Source organism: Streptomyces sp. NPDC086080 (genome assembly GCF_044540255.1).
Classification (GTDB): Bacteria; Actinomycetota; Actinomycetes; order Streptomycetales; family Streptomycetaceae; genus Streptomyces.
The window spans coordinates 78,926-100,008 of the sequence record NZ_JBITRU010000015.1 but is presented as its reverse complement, the minus strand read 5'-3'; the positions used below and the strand labels follow the sequence as shown (position 1 = coordinate 100,008).

General features: G+C 71.8%; 14 protein-coding genes, 1 pseudogene and 1 riboswitch. Of the genes and pseudogenes, 9 read left to right on the top strand and 6 right to left on the bottom strand.

Going from position 1 to position 21,083, the window contains the following annotated elements; genetic code table 11:
* Positions 1-200 precede the first annotated feature (200 nt).
* Positions 201-1,142 (bottom strand): sucrase ferredoxin, encoded by a 942-nt coding sequence (locus tag ACIF9R_RS19365; protein ID WP_399981345.1) that lies wholly within the window; start codon positions 1,140-1,142, stop codon positions 201-203.
* A gap of 182 nt (positions 1,143-1,324) precedes the next feature.
* Here ACIF9R_RS19365 and ACIF9R_RS19360 point away from each other — a divergent pair, with 182 nt between their 5' ends.
* Positions 1,325-2,425, top strand: coding sequence for a CobW family GTP-binding protein (locus ACIF9R_RS19360; RefSeq protein ID WP_399981343.1), 1,101 nt, complete (start codon positions 1,325-1,327; stop codon positions 2,423-2,425).
* 16 nt (positions 2,426-2,441) lie between these two features.
* On the opposite strand, the gene ACIF9R_RS19355 is transcribed toward ACIF9R_RS19360, so the two are convergent.
* Positions 2,442-4,898: a DNA topoisomerase (ATP-hydrolyzing) subunit A gene (locus ACIF9R_RS19355; protein ID WP_399981340.1), complete on the bottom strand. Its 2,457-nt coding sequence runs from the start codon at positions 4,896-4,898 to the stop codon at positions 2,442-2,444.
* Between the two features lie 639 nt (positions 4,899-5,537).
* Here ACIF9R_RS19355 and ACIF9R_RS19350 point away from each other — a divergent pair.
* The 4 genes from ACIF9R_RS19350 (at position 5,538) to ACIF9R_RS19335 (ending at position 10,382) form a co-directional block, all read left to right on the top strand.
* Positions 5,538-6,923 (top strand): M16 family metallopeptidase, encoded by a 1,386-nt coding sequence (locus ACIF9R_RS19350; RefSeq protein WP_399981337.1) that lies wholly within the window; start codon positions 5,538-5,540, stop codon positions 6,921-6,923.
* On the top strand, positions 6,920-8,308 hold the full coding sequence (locus tag ACIF9R_RS19345; RefSeq protein ID WP_399981335.1) for a M16 family metallopeptidase: 1,389 nt from the start codon (positions 6,920-6,922) through the stop codon (positions 8,306-8,308). Before ACIF9R_RS19350 ends, ACIF9R_RS19345 begins: the two co-directional genes overlap by 4 nt.
* Positions 8,309-8,510: 202 nt before the next feature.
* Positions 8,511-8,674: riboswitch (cyclic di-AMP (ydaO/yuaA leader) on the top strand.
* Positions 8,675-8,686: 12 nt separating this feature from the next.
* Positions 8,687-9,460, top strand: coding sequence for a M23 family metallopeptidase (locus ACIF9R_RS19340; RefSeq protein ID WP_399981332.1), 774 nt, complete (start codon positions 8,687-8,689; stop codon positions 9,458-9,460).
* Positions 9,461-9,671: 211 nt separating this feature from the next.
* A complete protein-coding gene (locus ACIF9R_RS19335; protein ID WP_399981329.1) occupies positions 9,672-10,382 on the top strand; it encodes a GntR family transcriptional regulator in 711 nt (236 codons plus the stop codon).
* A 160-nt stretch (positions 10,383-10,542) separates the two neighbouring features.
* Here ACIF9R_RS19335 and ACIF9R_RS19330 read toward each other — a convergent pair whose 3' ends face one another.
* Positions 10,543-10,824, bottom strand: coding sequence for an HPr family phosphocarrier protein (locus ACIF9R_RS19330; protein ID WP_362096304.1), 282 nt, complete (start codon positions 10,822-10,824; stop codon positions 10,543-10,545).
* Between the two features lie 178 nt (positions 10,825-11,002).
* On the opposite strand from ACIF9R_RS19330, the gene ACIF9R_RS19325 reads away from it, so the two are divergent.
* The 4 genes from ACIF9R_RS19325 (at position 11,003) to ACIF9R_RS19310 (ending at position 17,092) form a co-directional block, all read left to right on the top strand.
* Positions 11,003-14,365 (top strand): GNAT family N-acetyltransferase, encoded by a 3,363-nt coding sequence (locus ACIF9R_RS19325; RefSeq protein WP_399981327.1) that lies wholly within the window; start codon positions 11,003-11,005, stop codon positions 14,363-14,365.
* A 68-nt stretch (positions 14,366-14,433) separates the two neighbouring features.
* On the top strand, positions 14,434-15,021 hold the full coding sequence (locus tag ACIF9R_RS19320; RefSeq protein ID WP_399981325.1) for a DUF5998 family protein: 588 nt from the start codon (positions 14,434-14,436) through the stop codon (positions 15,019-15,021).
* Positions 15,021-16,223, top strand: a complete 1,203-nt coding sequence (locus ACIF9R_RS19315; protein ID WP_399981322.1) for an alkaline phosphatase family protein — start codon at positions 15,021-15,023, stop codon at positions 16,221-16,223. Before ACIF9R_RS19320 ends, ACIF9R_RS19315 begins: the two co-directional genes overlap by 1 nt.
* Positions 16,224-16,441: 218 nt before the next feature.
* Positions 16,442-17,092 (top strand): thymidine kinase, encoded by a 651-nt coding sequence (locus ACIF9R_RS19310; protein ID WP_399981319.1) that lies wholly within the window; start codon positions 16,442-16,444, stop codon positions 17,090-17,092.
* Between the two features lie 1,053 nt (positions 17,093-18,145).
* Here ACIF9R_RS19310 and ACIF9R_RS19305 read toward each other — a convergent pair.
* The 3 genes and pseudogenes from ACIF9R_RS19305 to ACIF9R_RS19295 all read right to left on the bottom strand — a co-directional run.
* Positions 18,146-18,712, bottom strand: a pseudogene (locus ACIF9R_RS19305) (HAMP domain-containing protein); the annotation flags it as partial.
* 537 nt (positions 18,713-19,249) lie between these two features.
* On the bottom strand, positions 19,250-19,693 hold the full coding sequence (locus ACIF9R_RS19300; RefSeq protein WP_399981316.1) for a MarR family winged helix-turn-helix transcriptional regulator: 444 nt from the start codon (positions 19,691-19,693) through the stop codon (positions 19,250-19,252).
* A gap of 13 nt (positions 19,694-19,706) precedes the next feature.
* Positions 19,707-21,068, bottom strand: a complete 1,362-nt coding sequence (locus ACIF9R_RS19295; protein ID WP_399981314.1) for a D-arabinono-1,4-lactone oxidase — start codon at positions 21,066-21,068, stop codon at positions 19,707-19,709.
* Positions 21,069-21,083: the final 15 nt, after the last annotated feature.

Genomic DNA, 21,083 nt, shown 5'->3' with positions numbered 1-21,083 from the left:
GCGTGCGGCCACCGCGCCTGGCCTGCGGATTCCGGCTCCTTGATCCGCTACACCAGCGGGCGGGACGTCATCGATCTCCGGACCCGCGGGACGCCGCGACCGCGGGGCGGTCAGCCCGCGGGTACGCCCCGGGACACGGCGTGTCCGCGGGACGGCGGCCTGCGGCACGGCGGACCCGCGGGCGCCGCACGCGGGGGCGGTCAGCTCGCCGACGCCGCCATCGTCGTCTCGCGGATGCCCACGACGTCCATCCGCGCGGGGGAGCCGAGTACGGATCCGCAGCTCTCCGGACGGGGTGGAAGCGACGCGCCCTGCGCGACCGTCACCTGCCACCGGCGCCCGTCGGCGTGGGCGACGGTCACCGACCAGCGGGGCGCCGCGCCGTCCGTCGTCACGACGCTCAAGGCCTCGGCCGTGTACTCGCCCACCGCGCGCCGGACGGCCAGCTCGGCCGCCTGACCGGGCCGCTCCCAGGCGGAACCGCCCCGGCACCCCTCGACGACGATCCGGCCCTCCTGCGCGCCGTGCAGCACCTCCTTGACAGCATGGGCCTCGGCCCTGCCGTACGCGTAGCCGTACGGCAGCACCAGCACCGTCGGCGAGAAGCGGTGACCGCCGAGGTGGGTGACCTCCCACACACCCTCGGTACCGGACGCGGCGAGCTCCGCCGCCAGGGGCCGGCCGAGGAGGGCACAGCAGCGGTCCCGCTTGCCGTTGGTGCAGACGAGGGCGAGCGGGTCGCCTGTATGGGGCCCTCCGCCCAGCGCGGTGCCGAAGGTCTCGGGTTCACCCCGGCCCAGCGCGGCGAAATCGAGATCGAGCAGGTGCTCGGGGTCCGCGACCGTGGCGGCGTGCAGCCACACGTTTCCCGGAACGGTGTGGGCCGCGTACACCCGGCGCGCGGCAGACGCTCCGCTGTCCGCGTGGCGCCCCGCGCGGCGTATGAGCGCGATCCGCACCCCGGTGCCCTTCGCGGCGGCCTTCAGGGCCCGGCCCAGCGAGGGATCGAGATGGCTCGACGTGAGCGCCTCGGCACCCCAGGGGCCGGGCTGCTCCAGCAGCAGCCAGGTCCGCGCGGTGGCCGCGGTTCCCGCGATCGGCTCGTCGAGCTCGCGGGAGGCGCTTGAGCACGTTCTACTCACACAGGTGAGCCTAACCTGATCTGTGCAGGCATGGCTCGTCGCCCGGCCCCGGGGGCGCGCGGCGCCGGTTTCTCCCGCTGTGACCGCAGCTTGGTTCGGTTTCGGAGCAGGTGCCGGGCCGCGCTTCCGTACCCTGGTACGCCAGTCCATCTTCGGTGTGCATGCCGTGAGTGAGCCGGCGTATGCGCAGGTATGAGAGGGGTCGCGCAGTGGTGCGCAGTGGCGGGCGGCAGATTCCGGTCGTGGTGCTGGCCGGCTTCCTCGGCTCGGGGAAGACCACTCTGCTCAATCACCTCCTCCACCACAGCGGCGGCAGCCGTATCGGGGCGGTCGTCAACGACTTCGGGGCCATCGAGATCGACGCCATGGCTGTCGCCGGGGCTCTCGGCGACTCGACGGTCTCGCTCGGCAACGGGTGTCTGTGCTGTGCCGTCGACGGCAGCGAGCTGGATGTCTACCTGGAACGGCTCGCCCGGCCCGAGGCGCGCATCGATGTCATCGTCATCGAGGCCAGCGGGCTCGCCGAACCGCAGGAGCTCGTCCGGATGGTGCTCGCCAGTGAGCATCCGGGGATCGTCTACGGCGGACTCGTCGAGGTGGTGGACGCCGCCGAGTTCGACGACACCCGGGCCAGGCACCCGGAGATCGACCGGCACCTCGCGCTCGCCGATCTGGTGGTCGTCAACAAGACCGACCGGGCCGCGGACGCCGGGCGGGTGGTGGGGCTCGTGCGGTCACTGGTCGACCGTGCGGCCGTGGTGCCCGCCACCCACGGCCGTGTCGACCCCGAGTTCCTCTTCGACTGCCGGCCGAGGGAGGAGCGCGTCGGGCAGTTGTCGTTCGACGATCTGCACCACCACGACCACGACCACGACCACGAGCACACCGGACATCTGCACACCGCGTACGACAGCCTCTCCTTCGTCTCACGGCACCCACTCGATCCGCGGCGGCTGATCCGGTTCCTGGACGGCCGCCCCGAAGGGCTGTACCGGATCAAGGGGTACGTCGACTTCGGGGCCTACGACACCGGCAACCGGTACGCCGTGCACGCCGTGGGGAGGTTCCTGCGGTTCTACCCCGAATCCTGGACGGCCGGCGCGGAACGGCTCACCCAGCTCGTCCTCATCGGGGCGGACATCGACGCCGGCTCCCTCCGTGAGGAGCTGGAGGCGTGTGTGAACGACGGCGCCCCACACGCCGACGAGCAAGGCATGTGGGGCGTTCTGCGCTATGTGCGGGGAACGGCGGAGGAACCGGCGGCCCAGGGGGCTCCGGCGTGATCCGCCGGACGGGTCCTCAGACCGGGCCCGCCACCACCGACACCGTCTTCGCCAGGGACACACCCGAACCGTCCCGGCGCGGATCCGGCTCCGGCAGGTCCACCGGTGCGCCGCTCTTCTGGGCGGCACGGGCCGGGGTCGGGCCCGCCCAGGCCAGGGACAGACAGTCCTCGCCCTTCAGGAACCGCTGGCAGCGCACACCGCCGGTGGCCCGCCCCTTGCGCGGATACTGGTCGAACGGGGTCAGCTTGGCCGTGGTCTGGACGGAGTCGTCCAGCGTGCCGCGCGAGCCCGCGACCGTGAACACCGCGGCGTCCACGGCCGGGTCGACCGCCGTGAAGCAGATGACCTTCGCACCCTCGGTGAGCTTGATGCCCGCCACGCCGCCCGCGGGGCGGCCCTGCGGACGGACCTGCGCCGCCGGATAGCGCAGCAGCTGCGCGTCGTCGCTGATGAAGACCAGGTCCTCCTCGCCCGTGCGCAGTTCCACCGCCCCGACGATCCGGTCGCCCTCCTTGAGCGTGATGACCTCCAGCTCCTCCTTGTGGGAGGGGTAGTCGGGCACCACCCGCTTGACGACGCCCTGTTCCGTGCCCAGCGCCAGGCCGGGCGACGACTCGTCGAGGGTGGTCAGGCACACCACCCGCTCGTCGGCCTCCAGGGACACGAACTCGGCCAGCGGCGCCCCGCCCGCGAGGTTCGGCGTCGGCATCGTCTCCGGGAGCTGCGGCAGGTCCACGACGTTCAGCCGGAGCAGACGGCCGGACGACAGGACGACGCCGATCTTGCCGCGGGCCGTCGCCGGTACCGCCGAGACGATCACGTCGTGCTTGACCCGCTTGGCGCCCGCGCCGTCCGCGAGCGGCGCGTCGTTCGCCGTACGGGCGAGCAGCCCCGTGGCGGACAGCAGGACGCGGCACGGGTCGTCCGCCACCTGCAGCGGCACGGCCACGGCCGGGGCGCCGCCGGACTCCAGCAGAAGCGTACGGCGGTCGTTGCCGAACTTCTTCGCCACCGCGGCCAGTTCGGCGGAGACCAGCTTGCGCAGCTCCGCGTCCGAGTCCAGGATCCGGGTCAGTTCCTCGATCTCCGTGTTCAGCCGGTCCTTCTCGGCCTCGAGCTCGATCCGGTCGTACTTGGTGAGGCGGCGCAGCGGCGTGTCCAGGATGTACTGGGTCTGGATGTCGCTGAGCGAGAAGCGCTCCATCAGGCGCTGCTTGGCCTGGGCAGAGTTGTCGCTGGAGCGGATGAGACGGATGACCTCGTCGATGTCCACCAGGGCGGTGAGCAGACCCTCGACCAGGTGGAGGCGGTCGCGCCGCTTGCCGCGCCGGAACTCCGAACGCCGGCGTACGACGTTGAACCGGTGGTCGAGGTAGACCTCCAGGAGTTCCTTCAGACCGAGGGTGAGCGGCTGGCCGTCCACCAGGGCCACGTTGTTGATGCCGAAGGACTCCTCCATCGGCGTCAGCTTGTACAGCTGCTCCAGCACCGCTTCCGGCACGAAGCCGTTCTTGATCTCGATGACCAGGCGGAGCCCGTGCGCGCGGTCGGTGAGGTCCTTGACGTCGGCGATGCCCTGGACCTTCTTCGAGCCGACCAGGTCCTTGATCTTGGCGATCACCTTCTCCGGGCCGACCGTGAAGGGCAGCTCGGTGACGACCAGGCCCTTGCGGCGGGCCGTGACGTCCTCCACCGTGACCGTCGCCCGGATCTTGAACGTGCCGCGGCCCTTCTCGTAGGCGTCGCGGACGCCGGAGAGGCCGACGATCCGGCCGCCGGTCGGCAGGTCGGGGCCGGGGACGTGCTTCATCAGGGCGTCGAGGTCCGCGTTGGGGTACCTGATCAGGTGCCGCGCGGCCGCGATGACCTCGCGCAGGTTGTGCGGCGGCATGTTGGTGGCCATACCGACGGCGATGCCCGACGCGCCGTTGACCAGCAGGTTCGGGAAAGCGGCGGGCAGTGCCACCGGTTCCTGCTCCTGGCCGTCGTAGTTGGGCGCGAAATCGACCGTGTCCTCGTCGATGGACTCGGTCATCAGACTGGTGGCCTCGGCCATCCGGCACTCGGTGTACCGCATCGCGGCGGGCGGGTCGTCGTTGCCCAGCGAGCCGAAGTTTCCATGGCCGTCGACCAGGGGGACGCGCATCGAGAACGACTGGGCCATGCGCACCAGGGCGTCGTAGATCGAGGCGTCGCCATGGGGGTGCAGCTTGCCCATGACCTCGCCGACGACACGGGCGCACTTCACGTAACCGCGCTCCGGGCGCAGCCCCATCTCGTTCATCTGGTAGACGATGCGGCGGTGCACCGGCTTCAGGCCGTCGCGCGCGTCCGGCAGGGCGCGGGAGTAGATGACCGAGTAGGCGTACTCGAGAAAGGAGCCCTGCATCTCGTCGACGACGTCGATGTCGAGGATCTTCTCCTCGTACGAGTCGTCGGGCGGCGGGGTCTTCGTGCTGCGGCGGGCCATCGCTGCCGGCTCCTTGCTGAAGCGTTTGGACGGGATCTGACGCGGACCATTGTGGACTGTCGCACTGACAGGTGGGACCAGGACCCGGTCGTGGCGGCCCCGGGGAGGGCAGCGTACGGCGCATGTGCGGTCCGCTCCCGCGCGGGGTTCCCGGTGATCGGGGCGGGGTGGCCCGGGGCGGGTGGCGCGGCCCGTCGCTCGCGGACGCCTTCCCGGCCCCTCGGCCGCAGTCGAGCGGGAGGCACCCCCACCGCCCACCCGTGCCGGCCCGCATCACAGCCGGCGTGGGGTGTGGGGTACGGGGCGGGCCGCGGGCGTGGTGCGGCGGGCCGCGGGTGAGGTGCGGCGGGCCGCGGGCATGGTGCGGCGGTCCGCGAGTGCGGTGCGCGGGCGGGGTGTGGCCGCGGGCGTGGTGCGGCGGGCCGCGGGCGCGGGGAGGGGCTGTCCGGGGTGGGGCAGGGGGTGTCCGCCAGGGCGCAGGGCGGGGGCCGGCCGCCTCCGACCCCGCCCACGGGTTCTCGCTCTCGGCGTAGCAGCCCGCCGCGGGAACTTCTCCGGCCGTGCGCACGCTTGCATACAGTGGCAGGACCGGCAGAAACGGCGGTTTCGACGACCGCCTCCGCGATCGAAGGGACGTACATGCCCATGGGTCACACGGCCACAGCTCAGGCAGGCTCCGGCGGCCTGACAGCGACCGAGCACCGCCTGGCCAACGGCCTGCGCGTGGTGCTCTCCGAGGACCACCTGACCCCGGTCGCCGCGGTGTGCCTCTGGTACGACGTGGGTTCACGCCACGAAGTCGAGGGACGTACCGGTCTGGCTCACCTTTTCGAGCACCTGATGTTCCAGGGCTCCGCCCAGGTGAAGGGCAACGGTCACTTCGAACTGGTCCAGGGCGCCGGCGGCTCCCTCAACGGCACCACCAGCTTCGAGCGCACCAACTACTTCGAGACCATGCCCGCCCACCAGCTGGAGCTCGCCCTCTGGCTGGAGGCCGACCGGATGGGCTCCCTGCTGACCGCCCTGGACGAGGAGTCCATGGAGAACCAGCGGGACGTCGTCAAGAACGAGCGCCGCCAGCGCTACGACAACGTGCCCTACGGCACGGCGTTCGAGAAGCTGACCGCCCTGTCGTACCCGGAGGGCCATCCGTACCACCACACGCCCATCGGCTCGATGGCGGACCTGGACGCGGCCACCCTGGAGGACGCGCGGCAGTTCTTCCGTATGTACTACGCGCCGAACAACGCGGTGCTCTCCGTCGTCGGTGACATCGACCCGGAGCGGACGCTCGCCTGGATCGAGAAGTACTTCGGCTCCATCCCCGCCCACGACGGCAAGTCCGCCCCGCGCGACGGCGCGCTGCCCGACGTCATCGGGGAGCAGGTGCGCGAGATCGTGGAGGAGGAGGTCCCCGCGCGTGCGCTGATGGCCGCCTACCGGCTGCCGGAGGACGGCACGCGCGCGTGCGACGCCATCGATCTGGCGCTGACGATCCTCGGCGGCGGCGAGTCCTCGCGGCTCTACAACCGTCTCGTACGGCGCGACCGTACGGCCGTGGCCGCCGGTTTCGGCCTGCTGCGGCTGGCCGGGGCGCCCTCCCTGGGCTGGCTGGACGTGAAGGCGTCCGGCGACGTGGAGGTGCCGGTCATCGAGGCCGCCATCGACGAGGAACTCGCCCGGTTCGCCGAGCAGGGCCCCACGGCCGAGGAGATGGAGGGCGCCCAGGCCCAGTTGGAGCGCGAATGGCTCGACCGGCTGAGCACGGTCGCGGGCCGCGCCGACGAACTGTGCCGGTACGCCGTCCTGTTCGGTGACCCGCAGCTCGCCCTGACCGCGGTCCAGCGCGTCCTGGAGGTGACGGCGGAAGAGGTGCGGGAGGCCGCCAGGAGCCGGCTGCGTCCCGACAACCGCGCGGTGCTCGTCTACGAGCCCCTCGCCGCCGAGGAAGCCGCCGAGGGCGACGACACCGAGGAAGCCGCCGCAGCCGCCGGCACCGACGAGAACGAGGAGGCGGCGAAGTGACCGAGCTCGCCACGATGGACTTCCACCCGCAGCCGCAGGCCGGCGAGGCCAAGCCCTGGGCCTTCCCGGCCCCCGAGCGCGGCACCCTCGGCAACGGCCTGACCGTCCTGCGCTGCCACCGCCCCGGCCAGCAGGTCGTCGCCGTCGAGGTGATCCTGGACGCGCCCCTGGAGGCGGAGCCCGCCGGTCTCGACGGTGTCGCCACGATCATGGCGCGCGCCTTCTCCGAGGGCACCGACAAGCACTCCGCCGAGGAGTTCGCCGCCGAACTGGAGCGCTGCGGCGCCACCCTGGACGCGCACGCCGACCACCCCGGTGTCCGCCTCAGCCTGGAGGTCCCGGCCTCCCGGCTGCCCAAGGCGCTCGGGCTGCTCGCCGACGCCCTGAGGGCGCCCGCGTTCGCCGACAGTGAGGTGGAGCGGCTCGTCCGCAACCGGCTGGACGAGATCCCGCACGAGCTGGCGAACCCCTCGCGCCGTGCCGCGAAGGAGCTCGCCAAGGAGCTGTTCCCCGCGAGTTCGCGCATGTCGCGCCCGCGTCAGGGCAGCGAGGAGACCGTCTCCGGCATCGACTCCGTGGCCGTGCGCGCCTTCCACGAGAAGCACGTACGCCCCGCCACGGCGACCGCGGTGATCGTCGGCGACCTCACCGGTGTCGACCTGGACGCGCTGCTCGACGACACGCTGGGCGCCTGGACCGGCTCCTCGGCCCAGCCGCGGCCCGTCCCGCCGGTGGTGGCCGACGACACCGGCCGGGTCGTCATCGTGGACCGCCCCGGCGCCGTGCAGACGCAGCTGCTGATCGGCCGTATCGGCCCGGACCGGCACGACCGGGTGTGGCCCGCGCAGGTGCTCGGCACCTACTGCCTCGGCGGCACCCTCACCTCCCGCCTGGACCGCGTCCTGCGCGAGGAGAAGGGGTACACCTACGGCGTACGGTCCTTCGGCCAGATCCTCAGGTCCACCCCGGACGGCACGGGCGCGGCGATGCTGGCCATCAGCGGCTCCGTCGACACCCCGCACACCGGCCCGGCCCTCGACGACCTGTGGAAGGTCCTGCGCACCCTCGCCGCGGAAGGGCTCACCGACGCCGAACGCGACGTCGCCGTGCAGAACCTCGTGGGCGTGGCGCCGCTGAAGTTCGAGACCGCGGCGGCCGTCGCCGGCACCCTGGCCGACCAGGTCGAGCAGCACCTGCCGGACCACTACCAGGCCGATCTGTACCGGCAGTTGGCCGCGACCGGCACCGTGGAGGCCACCGCGGCGGTGGTGAACGCCTTCCCGGTGGACCGGCTGGTGACCGTCCTCGTCGGTGACGCGGCGCAGATCAAGGAGCCGGTGGAGGCCCTCGGGATCGGCGAAGTCACCGTCGTGACGGCCGAGTAGCGGGCCGCCACGAGGCACGCGCGCGTCGGGCCCTGGTGGCAAGGAGGCCACCAGAGCCCGATTGTGCCCGAATTGGGGCGGAGGTTGCCTGTCTGCCCTGTGGGATACGCTACAAAAACCGCGATCCGTTTGAGGAACGCGAGACCTCCCGCTTAGCTTCGTCCGGGCTGTTCGTCGGGCAGTGCGCCGCAACCGCGGCACCGGACAGTCATCGCCGAGTCCCCGTACGGCGCGAGCCAGGGGAGCCGGGGACCCATCCAGTCCCTGGGGTGAATCGGACGCCCGCGCGTGTCGCGAGGGGGTCCGTAGGAGACCTTCCTGCTCCGAACCCGTCAGCTAACCCGGTAGGCGAGAGGGAAGGAAAGGACCAGCCTGTACATGGCGTTCACCCGCGCCCCGGGCAAGCATCGTCGTCCCAGCAGGACGCAGCGCGGCACCGTCCGCGCGGCGGGCGTCGCGGCCCTCGCCGGCACCGGCGTCGTCGGCTCCCTCGCGGCTCCCGCACTCGCCGCCGAACCCGCCGCCGCGCAGACCGGCCTCACCCCCGTCGTCACCCTGGGCGACGCGGTCGCCGACCGCGTCGACGCCCAGGCGGCCGCCCAGCACGAGGCCGCGCGCGAGGCGGCCGAGGCGGCGGCGCGCAAGGCCGCTGAGGAGCAGGCGCGCGAGCGGGCGGCCGAGGAGGCCGAGCAGGCCCGCGCGGAGAAGGAGCGCGCCGCGCGTGAGGCCGAGCGCAAGCGCCTCAACACCTTCGTCTCCCCGATCCCCGGCTCGTACGTGTCGACCGGCTACAAGAGCGGTGGCGCCGTGTGGTCCTCCGGCAGCCACACCGGTGTCGACTTCCACGCCGCGAGCGGCACCCCCGTCCAGTCGGTCGGCATCGGCACCGTCGTCGAGGCCGGCTGGGGCGGCGCGTACGGCAACCAGGTCGTGATCCGGATGAACGACGGAACGTACACCCAGTACGGGCACCTGTCGTCCATCGCCGTCTCCGTGGGCCAGCAGGTCGCCGCGGGGCAGCAGATCGGCCTCTCCGGCGCGACCGGTAACGTCACCGGCGCGCATCTGCACTTCGAGGCGCGCACGGGCTCCGACTACGGCTCCGACCTCGATCCCGTCGCCTACCTCCGCGCGCACGGTGTGAACCTCTGACACGTCCGCACCCGGCGATCCGTCTCCCGCGCCTCCGCTTCCCGCGATGCCCCGGCCCCCGAGCCGGGGCATTCGGCGTTTCGGCACGCGACTTGACCAAAAAATACACATGGATTCCGGATCGCCGTCGGAAATTCCCGCCGATTGCAATAGAGTCACGGAACAGACGTCAATCGTCGGCGTTTCACGGGGATTAAGCCGGAGGTCGGTCATGCGCATTCCCGCGCAGTCGGTGTGCACGGCGATCCGGGACGACATCGTCGCGGGTGTTCACGAGCGCGGCAGCCGGCTCACCGAGGAACTCCTCGCCCGTCGGTACGGAGTCTCCCGCGTCCCCGTCCGGGAGGCGCTGCGCACGCTGGAGGCGGAGGGCTTCGTCGTCACCCGCCGGCACGCGGGCGCGTGTGTCGCGGAACCCACGGAGCAGGAAGCCGCCGATCTGCTGGAGATGCGCGTGCTCCTCGAGCCGCTCGGCGCCGCGCGCGCGGCCCAGCGGCGCACGGAGGCCCACCTGAAGGTGCTGCGCGGTCTGGTCCGGCTGGGACAGGAACGCGCCCGCCAGGGCAACAGTGACGACCTGCGCTCCCTGAGCGGCTGGTTCCACGAGACGCTCGCCCAGGCCTCCGGCAGCCCGGCGCTGACGTCGACGCTGGCCCAGCTGCGGCACAAGATCACCTGGATGTACACCACCGACGGGCCGTCCGACCCGGTCGAGTACTGGGCGGAGCACGGCGCGATCGTGGACGCGGTGGCGCGCGGGGACGGCGACCGGGCGCGGGCCGTCACGGCGCTGCACACCGAACGCGCGAGCACCGGGCACCGCCTGCGGTTCGGCTCCGGCGCGGGCACCGACCGGGTCGGCCGCGTGGACCGTGTGAGGAACTCGCAACATCCCGTAAACACACCGAGTCTGCGCCCTTAACACGAGTGCCGTATACAAAGAGTGCGTAATTCATGGGGGCTATTTCCGCTGCCCGCAAAAAGGGAAGTGCGGGAAATGTGAAAGGCCCGCCCGGTGGTCCGGGCGGGCCTTTCCGTGGGCGGGGCGTCTGCGAGAAGACGGTTTTCCCGCCCATGACCATTCAGACGGTCTCGGGAAGCTCCTCGAGCCCTTCGGCGACCAGCTTCGCCAGCCGGTCCAGGGCGGCATCCGCCCCCTCGGCGTCGGAAGCGAGGACGATCTCCTCGCCGCCCTGGGCGCCCAGGCCCAGTACGGCGAGCATGGAGGCCGCGTTGACGGGGTCGCCCCCGGCCTTGGCGATCGTCACCGGGACGCCTGTGGCCGTGGCGGCTCGGACGAAGATGGAGGCGGGGCGGGCATGGAGACCCTCGGCCCAGCCGACGTTGACGCGGCGCTCAGCCATGTGTTGCTGCCCTTCGCAGTTCAGGGTTGTCTAGACCAGTTTCCCATATCGTGAAGCATGCCCGGAGCGGCACCCCTGGGCCCGCTCCGGTGGCAGCCGGACCGCGGCCTCGGTCCGGCTGTCGTCCACCACAGACTGCCTTGCGCCCCTGTCGTACGCGAGCCGTAGTCTGGGGCCCATGCAGATCTCGTCGGACCGGCACGAGTATCCCGCCCACTGGGAAGCCGACGTGGTGCTGCGAGACGGCGGCACCGCGCGTATCCGCCCCATCACCGTCGATGACGCCGAACGCCTGGTCAGCTTCTACGAGCAGGTGTCGGACGAGTCGAAGTACTACCGCTTCTTCGCGCCCTACCCGCGCCTGTCCGCCAAGGACGTCCACCGCTTCACGCACCACGACTTCGTGGACCGGGTGGGACTCGCGGCCACGATCGGCGGCGAGTTCATCGCCACCGTACGGTACGACCGGATCGGCGCCGACGGGGCGCCCGCGTCCTCCCACCCGTCGCCCGCCACCCCCGCCGGAGGGCCTTCCGCGCCCGCCCCGCCCGTCTCCGACGAGGCCGAGGTCGCCTTCCTCGTCCAGGACGCCCACCAGGGCCGGGGAGTCGCCTCCGCCCTGCTCGAACACATCGGAGCCGTCGCGCGGGAGCGCGGAATCCGCCGGTTCGCCGCCGAGGTGCTGCCCGCCAACACCAAGATGATCAAGGTGTTCACCGACGCCGGGTACACCCAGAAGCGCCACTTCGAGGACGGCGTCGTCCGTCTGGAGTTCGACCTCGAACCCACCGACCGCTCCCTGGCCGTGCAGCAGGCGCGCGAACAGCGCGCGGAGGCGCGCTCGGTGCAGCGGCTGCTCACTCCCGGCTCGGTGGCCGTCGTCGGCGCCGGACGCACACCCGGCGGGGTGGGGCGCAGCATCCTCGACAACATCCGGAACGCCGGCTTCACCGGGCGGCTCTACGCCGTCAACAAGGCGTTCGAGGAGGACCGGAAGGATCTCGACGGGGTCCCCGCGTACCGGTCCGTCCGCGCCATCGACGCTCCCCTCGACCTCGCCGTCGTCACGGTGCCCGCCGAGCACGTCCCCGAGGTGGTCGCCGAGTGCGGTGAGCACGGCGTACAGGGGCTCGTCGTCATCTCCGCCGGCTACGCCGAGTCCGGTCCCGACGGTCGCGAACGCCAGCGCGCCCTTGTCCGGCAGGCGCGTTCCTACGGTATGCGGATCATCGGTCCGAACGCGTTCGGCATCATCAACACGTCCCCGGACATACGGCTGAACGCCTCGCTCGCCCCCGAGCCGCCCCGCGCGGGCCGGATCGGACTGTTCGCCCAGTCCGGCGCGATCGGCGTCGCCCTGCTCTCCCGCCTGCACCGGCGGGGCGGCGGCGTCACCGGGGTGACCGGCGTCTCCACCTTCGTCTCGTCGGGCAACCGGGCCGACGTGTCCGGCAACGACCTGCTGCAGTACTGGTACGAGGACCCCGACACCGACGTCGTCCTGATGTACCTGGAATCCATCGGCAACCCCCGCAAGTTCACCCGCCTCGCCCGCCGGACCGCGGCGGCGAAACCGCTGGTCGTGGTCCAGGGCGCCCGCCATGGCGCCGGACCCCGGGGCCATGCCGTACGGGCGACGCGGCTGCCGCACGAAACGGTGTCCGCGCTGTTGCGGCAGGCCGGGGTGATCCGGGTGGACACCATCACCGACATGGTCGACGCGGGCCTGTTGCTCGCCCGCCAGCCCCTGCCGTCCGGCCCCCGGGTGGCGATTCTCGGCAACTCCGAGTCCCTGGGCGTGCTCACCTACGAGGCCTGCCTCGCCGAAGGGCTGCGCCCGCACCCTCCGCTCGACCTCACCATGGCGGCGTCGGCGGCGGACTTCCACGCGGCGCTCTCGCACGCGCTGGCCGACGACACGAGCGACGCGGTGGTCGTGACCGCGATCCCGGCGGTGGGGGAGGGCTCGGTGGGGGACGCGGCGCTGGCGGAGGCGCTGCGCTCGGCCGCCGCCGCGACCCCGACCAAGCCGGTCCTCGTGGTCCACGTCGAACTCGGCGGCCTGGCCGCGGCCCTGTCGGCCGCGACCAGCACGGCACCCCAGCCGACGACCGGCACGCCGCCGGGCACCCCGCCGCGCGCGGGAGCGGACACCGTACGGGACCCGGCGGGCGCCGCGTCGCGACCCGCGGGAGACCCGGGGACACAGGCGGAACCGGGCGCCGTGCCGCAGTCGGGCGAGGGCCGTATCCCGCAGGCGGGCGCGGGCGCGCCGACGCGGGCGGAAGCCGCCCACCCGGCGGTGGTGGAGCAGGCCGCCGGGACGCGGCCGGGACAGCGCACGGAGCCGGCCGCCGGAGCGGAGACGGTGCGCGGCACGCCGCCTGGGACGGAACCGGCTACTCCCGGCACACCGGCTACTCCCGGCACACCGGCGGGCAACGGCCCGGCGGCCCGCCCGGAAACGGGGCCCACGCCCCGGGCGGAAGCCGCCGCCGTGTCCCCGGCGGACGTGACGCCCGCGCCGCGGACGTCACCCGGCTCCGCCCCTCGGCCCTCCGGCAGCGCATCACCGGCGACCCCGCCGCCCGCCGCCCCCCACCTGCCCGGCCGGGAACAGCCCGCCCCCGCCGGCGCCGGCGCCGGTCCGCTCACCCCCGTCGTACCCCCCGAAGGCACTCACCTCATCCCCGCCTACCCCGCCTCCGAGCGCGCCGTCCGCGCCCTCGCGCATGCCGTCGCGTACGCGCGGTGGCGGCGGGAGGCCGCCGAGCCCGGCAAGGTGCCCGGGTACGAGAACATCGACGAGCGCGCCGCCGCCGCGCTCATCGACCGGCTGCTCTCGCGCGGAGAGGACCTCACCCTCGGCAGCGAGGAGACCTGCGACCTGCTCGGCACGTACGGCGTCGAGGTGCACCGCGCCCTGTCCGCCCCCACGCCCGATGCCGCCGCCGAAGCCGCGCGCACCCTCGGCTACCCGGTGGTCCTCAAGGCGACCGCCCCGCACCTCAGGCACCGGGCCGATCTGGGCGGCGTCCGCCTGGACCTGGCGGACGAGGAACAACTGCGCCGGACGTACGCCGAGTTGACGGAGCTGTTCGGCGCCCCGGCGGAGCTGCGTCCCGTGGTGCAGCGCATGGCACCACGCGGTGTGGACACCATCGTCCGCGCGGTCATCGACCCCGCCGCCGGCGCCGTGCTGTCCTTCGGGCTCGCCGGGGCCCCCTCGCAACTGCTCGGGGACATGGCGCACCGGCTGATCCCGGTCACGGACCGGGACGCGACCGCACTGGTGCGATCGATCCGGACCGCCCCGCTCCTGTTCGGCTGGCGCGGCTCGGCACCCGTGGACACCCCCGCCCTCGAGGAGCTGATGCTGAGGGTGTCTCGGCTGGTCCACGACCATCCGGAGGTCGTCGCGGTCACCCTGGAGCCGGTCGTCGTCGCCCCGCACGGCGTGAGCGTCCTCGGCGCCTCCGTACGCCTGGCCCCGCCGCCGGCCCGCGACGACCTCGGCCCGCGCACCCTGCCGGCGTACTGAGGGCGCCGGGGGAGCGGAGAAGGGTGAGCGGTGCCTCGCAGTCGGTGGCCACCCTTAGGATGGGCAGCATGGCCAAGACCAGTACGACGACCCAGGGGCTGCGGGCGGCGATCGAGCGCAGCGGCTACTACCCGGCCCTCGTGGCCGAGGCGGTGGAGGCCGCGGTGGGCGGCGAGCCCGTCCGGTCGTACCTGGTCCACCAGGAGACGACGTTCGACCAGAACGAGGTGCGGCGGCATGTGACCGTGCTCGTCCTCACCGGCAACCGCTTCATCGTCAGCCACACCGACGAGCAGGCCGCGGACACCACCTCCCCGACGCCGTACGCCACCACGTCCACGGAGTCGGTCAAGCTCGACCGGATCTCCTCGATCGTGGTCAGCCGCGTGGTCGCCAACCCGGAGTCGTACAAGCCGGGCACGCTGCCGCGCGAGATCGTGCTCACCATCGGCTGGGGCGCCGTCTCCCGCATCGACCTGGAGCCGGCCGCTTGCGGCGACCCCAACTGCGACGCCGACCACGGCTACACGGGCAGCTCGACGGCCGACGACCTGAGCCTGCGCGTCAGCGAGGCAGGCGACGGGCCGGAGACGGTGCGCCAGGCGCTGCTCTTCGCGCAGGCCCTCTCCGAGGCGACCGCGGACACCACCCGCTGATGGCGCAGTCCACCGTCTGGGACCCCCACCCGGAGCACCCGGAACCGATCCCCGTCCACTCCGCCCCCGTGCCCGAGTACGGCACCGGATCGCTCGCCGATCTGCTGCCGACCCTCGCCGCGGGCCTCGGCGTCCCCGGCATGACCGCCGGCCTGGCGGAGCTGACCGCCGCGGACCGGAACTGCGTGTTCCTGATCGACGGCCTCGGCTGGGAGCAACTGCGCGCCCATCCCGAGGACGCCCCCTTCATGACGTCGCTGCTCGGCAGCTCGCGCGGCGGCACCGGCCGCCCGATCACCGCGGGCTACCCGGCGACCACCGCGACCTCCCTCGCCTCCGTCGGCACCGGTTTGCCGCCCGGCGCCCACGGCCTGCCCGGCTACACCGTCCGCAACCCGGACACCGGCGAGCTGATGAACCAGCTGCGCTGGCAGCCCTGGTCCCCGCCCGGCGCCTGGCAGCCGTACCCCACCGTCTTCGAGCTGGCCCACCGCGCGGGGGTGCACGCCGCCCAGGTGTCCTCACCGACCTTCTCGAACACTCCGCTGACCAAGGTCGCGCTGAGCGGCGGCGTCTTCCACGGACGGCTCTCCGGCGAGGACCGTATGGACACGGCCGCCGCGCAACTGGCCGGCGCCGACCGCGCGCTCGTCTACACCTACTACGCCGAGGTCGACGGTGCCGGTCACCGCTTCGGCGTCGACTCCGACACCTGGCGCGGCCAGCTCGCCCACGTGGACCGGCTCGTCCAGCGCCTCGCCGAGCAACTGCCGCCGCGCAGCGCCCTCTACGTCACCGCCGACCACGGAATGATCGACGTCCCCTTCGACGAGGACCACCGCATCGACTTCGACGAGGACTGGGAGCTGAAGGCGGGCGTCGCCCTCCTCGGCGGCGAGGGCCGCGCCCGGCACGTGTACGCGGTCCCCGGCGCGGCGAACGACGTACTGACCTGCTGGCGCGAGGTCCTCGGCGAGCAGTTCTGGGTCGCCTCGCGCGACGAGGCAATCGCGGCGGGCTGGTTCGGGCCGACCGTCGACGAGCGGGTGTACCACCGCATCGGCGACGTGGTCGCCGCCGCGCGGGACGACGTCCTGCTGATCGCCTCCGAACGGGAGCCGAGGGAGTCGGAGATGGCCGGCAACCATGGCTCGATGACCTCTGCCGAGCAACTCGTCCCCCTGCTCGAAGTACGCTCCTGAGGCCACGCCCCCCGTCGCCCCCTGCCGAAAGGTGTCCGCCCTCCCATGCCCGAACTGGTGTTCTTCTGCGGAACGATGGACTGCGGGAAGTCGACCGACTGTCTTGGGTATTCGCCATGTTCTCGTCGGGCGGTGGCCGGGGCTGTCGGGTTTGATGTTGTTGCTCGTCCTGGCGGTGCTGTCCGTCTTGGCCAGCTTGGGAGGGGCCCGCGTTCGTGATGTCCGAGTTGGTGTTTTTCTCCGGGACGATGGACTGTGGAAAGTCAACTTTGGCGCTGCAAATTTCACACAATCGTTCCGCGCGTGGACTTCAGGGCCTCATTTTCACGCGGGACGACCGCGCGGGTGAGGGGCAGCTGTCGTCGCGGCTGGGTCTGGTGACGGATGCGGTGGAGGCGCTCCCAGGGCTCGATCTGTACGGGTACGTGGTCGAAGAGTTGTCACAGGGCGGCAAGGTCGACTACGTGATTGTGGACGAGGCGCAGTTCCTGGCCCCGGAACAGATCGACCAGTTGGCGCGGGTGGTTGACGACCTCGACTTGGATGTCTTCGCGTTCGGCATCACCACCGACTTCCGCACCCGGCTCTTCCCGGGTTCGCAGCGGCTGATCGAACTGGCGGACCGTATCGAGACGTTGCAGGTCGAGGCCATGTGCTGGTGTGGGGCGCGGGCCACGCACAACGCCCGGACCGTGGGTGGGGAGATGGTGCTCGAGGGGAAGCAGGTCGTGGTGGGCGACGTGGACCGGGTCGAGGACGAGGTCGGCTACGAGGTCTTGTGTCGCCGCCATCACCGCAGGCGCATGACGAGCGCCTCGGCGAGGGCGGCGGCGCTGTCGCCGGACGTGCTGCCGGTCACTGCCACGTGACCTCTGGTCGACGAGAAGCGCGTCGGCTTGCTTGCCAGCCGCGCCGGCTGTGTGGGCGGGAGGCTCTGGGCCGTGGGCTCGGGAGGGCGGCTTTGGCCGCAAGTTCGAGTCCTGGGGGAGGTCCACGGTGGTCCTGCGGGAAGTGTTCGAACTCGAATCCCGTTGGGCTGGGGGTGAGGCATGTGCTGCGGCGTGGGGCGGCGGAACGGAATCTTCTCGGTGTTGACGCTTCCCTTGTAGAGCGACGCGTGGCTGACTTGTCGTCCTGTGTGGGCTGAGGACCTCGTGGGGGCAGGGTCGATGGCCGAGACCCTCGTCAACGGATGGACGGGCGGGCGCGACGTGGTGGAGTTCCGCTTCAACGTTTAGCGGGCGTCTTAGCATCGACGCGACCGATGTAGCAAATGCGCAGGTCAGGCAGGGTCGGCCCCATCCGGGGTCGCCCCCGTCGCTGCATCCGCCGCTGGATTCGTGCTGGATATCTTGACGTCTCGTCACCTGTCGTCATTCCTGATTATCCGTACTGCTGCTGGATCGGAGCTGGATAGAGCTGACAGGCCGTCAGGTGAGCGGTGTTCCGGGCGGGACGGATCTCGTTGCCGCTGGGGTGCGCGGGCCGTTGTCGGTGGCGTGGGGGTCGGGTGGGCGTGTGGCGGTGTCGTTGCGTGGACGGCGGACAGGGGGCTGCGATGGGGCCGTGCGACTGATGGCTGGCAACTGGATAGGCGCAGGAAGTTCGTTCTGCGTAGAGAACAGAAATGATCACGCAGGACCACGGGTACCCTGCGTCCAGGGCCAAGCCGCCGCCCAAGCCAAGACGGAGCGTGACGTCGCGTCAGCAACCGAACCAGCACACCGCTCAACTTTGAAGACCCATCAAACCTTCCAGCTCCTCAACCGCCACGACAGCCTCGTATTGATTCTGGACGGATTCGACGAGATGCAGGCCCGTGTGGACGACCTCGCCACAGCGCGGAACTTCGACGAACTGGCCAAGGTCGTGGAGCCAGAAGCAAACTGCAAGGCGCCCTTGGCCACCGCGGTGGTGACCTACGCGATGTTGCGGACCTGGTCGGTCAGGTTGCCGGCCATGAAGTTGACGGAGTCGGTCAGGTCACGCCAGACACCGGCGACTTTGGGGACCTCGGCCTGTCCGCCGAGCCGTCCCTCGCTGCCGACCTCCCGTGCCACGCGGGTGACCTCGTCGGCAAAGGCGGAGAGCTGGTCCACCATCGTGTTGACGGTGTTCTTCAACTCCAGGATCTCGCCCCGGGCATCGACGTCGATCTTCTGCGACAGGTCGCCCCTGGCCGCGGCCGTGGCGACCTGGGCGATGTCACGGACCTGCGTGGTCAGGTTGCCCGCCATGGCGTTGACGGAGCCGGTGAGGTCCGCAGAGGTTCCGGAGACGCCGGGCACGTCGGCCTGTCCGCCGAGCGTTCCCTCGGTGCCGACCTCGCGGGCGACCCGGGTGACCTCGGAGGTGAAGAGGTCGAGTTGGTCGACCATGCCGTTGAAGACGGTGGCGATCTCCCCGATCAGCCCGTCCCCCTCGTCGGGCAGCCGGGTACCGAAGTCCCCGTCCCGCACGGCCGTCAGACCGGCCAGGAGCTACCGCAGCTCCGAGTCGCCGACCTTGCCCTCCGCCGTGGCGCCGCCCGCCTTGGTGTCGGCGACCTTGCTGCCGGCTCCGCGCCCGGACCGCGACCGCGGTGCGCCGCGCGTACCTTCGACCGCCGACTCAGCCACGCCAACCTCTTCCCGTCCGATGAGTCACCCCGGTGGTCCGTTCAAAGAAACGCAAGGAATCGCGGAGAACCGAAGAAAAATAAAGAGAACTGGTGAAAACCGCAGCCCATACCGCACTTCAGTTACCCGTGAGTCATCTTCTCAAGGGTGTGACCTGCCCCATGCCCGTCCCCTGTCCGATACCCGTACTCGACGCCCGTGCCCATAACCGCGCCCTGCCCGGCAGGCCATGCCTGTGCCCCGTGCGCGTCGGCCGCCCTCCTGCCCGGCGACCGTGCCCGAGGCCCGGCACACCGTGCCCGACCGACCACCCCGCGCCCAACGCGGGCCGGGGTCCTTCCGAACCGGCCCGCACGGCATTTTCTTACACCAGGTCGACAACGACCGGTCCGGCCACGAAGTTGACGCCTATGTGTGATCTGCGGGCCGGTTGGGTGCCATACCGGCCAGGGCCGCGAGCACATGTGACCGCGCGGCCGCGTCGAGCGACTGGAGGGAGTCGTCGATGAGGTGGCGGTAGAACTCCTTCTCCGCCATGTAGGCGCGCCTGCCGGTGGCGGTCAGCGCCAGGACCACCGTGCGGCGGTCGGTGGGATGCCGGCGGCGCTCCAGGTAACCGTCACGCTCCAGCCGGTCCGCGAGGCTGGTCAGCGTCGACGGGGAGAGGCGCAGACTGCGGCGGACGGAGAGGATCGCGGACTCGCCGTTGAGGCCGAGCTCCTGGATGAGCATCCGGGCGCGCAGGTCCAGCGCCGACGTCGGACGCGCCCGGTGCTCGGCCTCGATCACATGGACCAGGCGCATCAGCGCCTCGATCTCCCGGTCGGTCGCCCCGGACTCCTGCTTGGCCATGGAAGGATCTTACTTAGATACGGCCGAGGATCCGGTCGATCGCGGGACTGCCGAAGCGGCCGTCCGGATCGAGCGCGGCCCGCAGCGCGGTGAAGTCGTCCCAGCGTGGGTAGAGTCGGCGCAGTTCGTCCGCCCCGAGGGTGTGCCACTTGCCCCAGTGCGGCCGCCCGCCCACGGCGACGCACGCCCGCTGGGCCTCCACCCAGGCGCCGTCGACGTCGATGCCGGGCGCCTGGATCGCGGCGCCGACCCAGGTCGAGGTCCTCCCGTACGACGGGTGCAGCCAGGCCGACTCGGCGGGCGCGATCCGGGTCTCGCAGGGGAACGCGGCGGGTACCTTCGCGTCCTCGACGGCGGACATCAGCTGGCGTACGCAGTCGGGCCCGTCGGCCTGCCCCACGGCGAACTCGAAGGCGTCGTGCCGTACGAACAGCGGGCGCAGGAAGACCTTGTCCCAGGTGTCGACGGTGGTCTCGGGCCGGACGCCGCGGGCGAACGCCCGGCTCAGTGCGGGCACCAGCCGCGGTGCCCGGCGCGCCACCACCCCCATCGCCTGGAGGCCGTGGTTCACCTTCACCACGTCGCGGAACCACTCGCCGAGCGCGGACGGCTTGTCGACCGGGTCGCCGGTGCGCTCGGCGGTCCACATCAGCACCTGGTCGATGTAGGGCATGAAGTAGAGGCCGACATGGCCGGTGGGCGGTGGGTCCGCGAGCAGGGTGAGGGCCTGGTCGCGGCTGATGACCGCGTCCGTCCTGCGCAGGTTGTAGGCGGGGACCGCCTGGATCGTGACGGAGACGATGATCCCCAGGGCGCCGAGGCTCACCCGGGCCGCGTCGAAGAGGTCCGCCTCCTCCTGGCCGCGCGCGTCCTCACCGTCCCCGGCACCGCAGCGTACGACACTGCCGTCGGCGAGCATCAGCTCCAGGGCGACGACCTGCGAGGCGAACGCGGGCGCGGTGAGGCCGGTGCCGTGGGTACCGGTGGACAGGGCACCCGCGATGGACTGGTGGTCGATGTCGCCCATGTTGGCGAAGGCCAGCTGGTGCCGGTGCAGTTCGGTGCGGATCTCACGCAGCGAGGCACCGCCCTGAACCGTCAACCGCGCCCGGTCCAGGTCGACTTCGAGAATCCGGTTGAGGTGGCGCAGGGAGACCTGGGTCTCCGGCGCGATCGCCACGTCGTTGTACGAGTGACCGCTGCCGACGACCCGGACCCGTGAGCCCTCGGCCGCCGCCTCCTTCAGGACACGGCGCAGACCGTCCAGGTCGGACGGGGCGGCGACGCGCCTCGGACGCACGCTGTGACGTCTCGAGAAGTTCGTCCACGTGCCGTCGGGGGAGATCTCGGCACCGGCGGCACGGAGAGAGCCCATCGGATATTCCTTGTC

What these genes read in the sequence shown, in the direction of transcription:
- ACIF9R_RS19360 (WP_399981343.1), top strand. Translation starts at nt 1,325, where the DNA reads ATGCGCAGGTATGAGAGGGGTCGCGCAGTGGTGCGCAGTGGCGGGCGG.
- ACIF9R_RS19355 (WP_399981340.1), bottom strand. Translation starts at nt 4,898, where the DNA reads ATGGCCCGCCGCAGCACGAAGACCCCGCCGCCCGACGACTCGTACGAG.
- ACIF9R_RS19350 (WP_399981337.1), top strand. Translation starts at nt 5,538, where the DNA reads ATGCCCATGGGTCACACGGCCACAGCTCAGGCAGGCTCCGGCGGCCTG.
- ACIF9R_RS19340 (WP_399981332.1), top strand. Translation starts at nt 8,687, where the DNA reads ATGGCGTTCACCCGCGCCCCGGGCAAGCATCGTCGTCCCAGCAGGACG.
- ACIF9R_RS19335 (WP_399981329.1), top strand. Translation starts at nt 9,672, where the DNA reads ATGCGCATTCCCGCGCAGTCGGTGTGCACGGCGATCCGGGACGACATC.
- ACIF9R_RS19330 (WP_362096304.1), bottom strand. Translation starts at nt 10,824, where the DNA reads ATGGCTGAGCGCCGCGTCAACGTCGGCTGGGCCGAGGGTCTCCATGCC.
- ACIF9R_RS19325 (WP_399981327.1), top strand. Translation starts at nt 11,003, where the DNA reads ATGCAGATCTCGTCGGACCGGCACGAGTATCCCGCCCACTGGGAAGCC.
- ACIF9R_RS19320 (WP_399981325.1), top strand. Translation starts at nt 14,434, where the DNA reads ATGGCCAAGACCAGTACGACGACCCAGGGGCTGCGGGCGGCGATCGAG.
- ACIF9R_RS19315 (WP_399981322.1), top strand. Translation starts at nt 15,021, where the DNA reads ATGGCGCAGTCCACCGTCTGGGACCCCCACCCGGAGCACCCGGAACCG.
- ACIF9R_RS19310 (WP_399981319.1), top strand. Translation starts at nt 16,442, where the DNA reads ATGTCCGAGTTGGTGTTTTTCTCCGGGACGATGGACTGTGGAAAGTCA.
- ACIF9R_RS19300 (WP_399981316.1), bottom strand. Translation starts at nt 19,693, where the DNA reads ATGGCCAAGCAGGAGTCCGGGGCGACCGACCGGGAGATCGAGGCGCTG.
- ACIF9R_RS19295 (WP_399981314.1), bottom strand. Translation starts at nt 21,068, where the DNA reads ATGGGCTCTCTCCGTGCCGCCGGTGCCGAGATCTCCCCCGACGGCACG.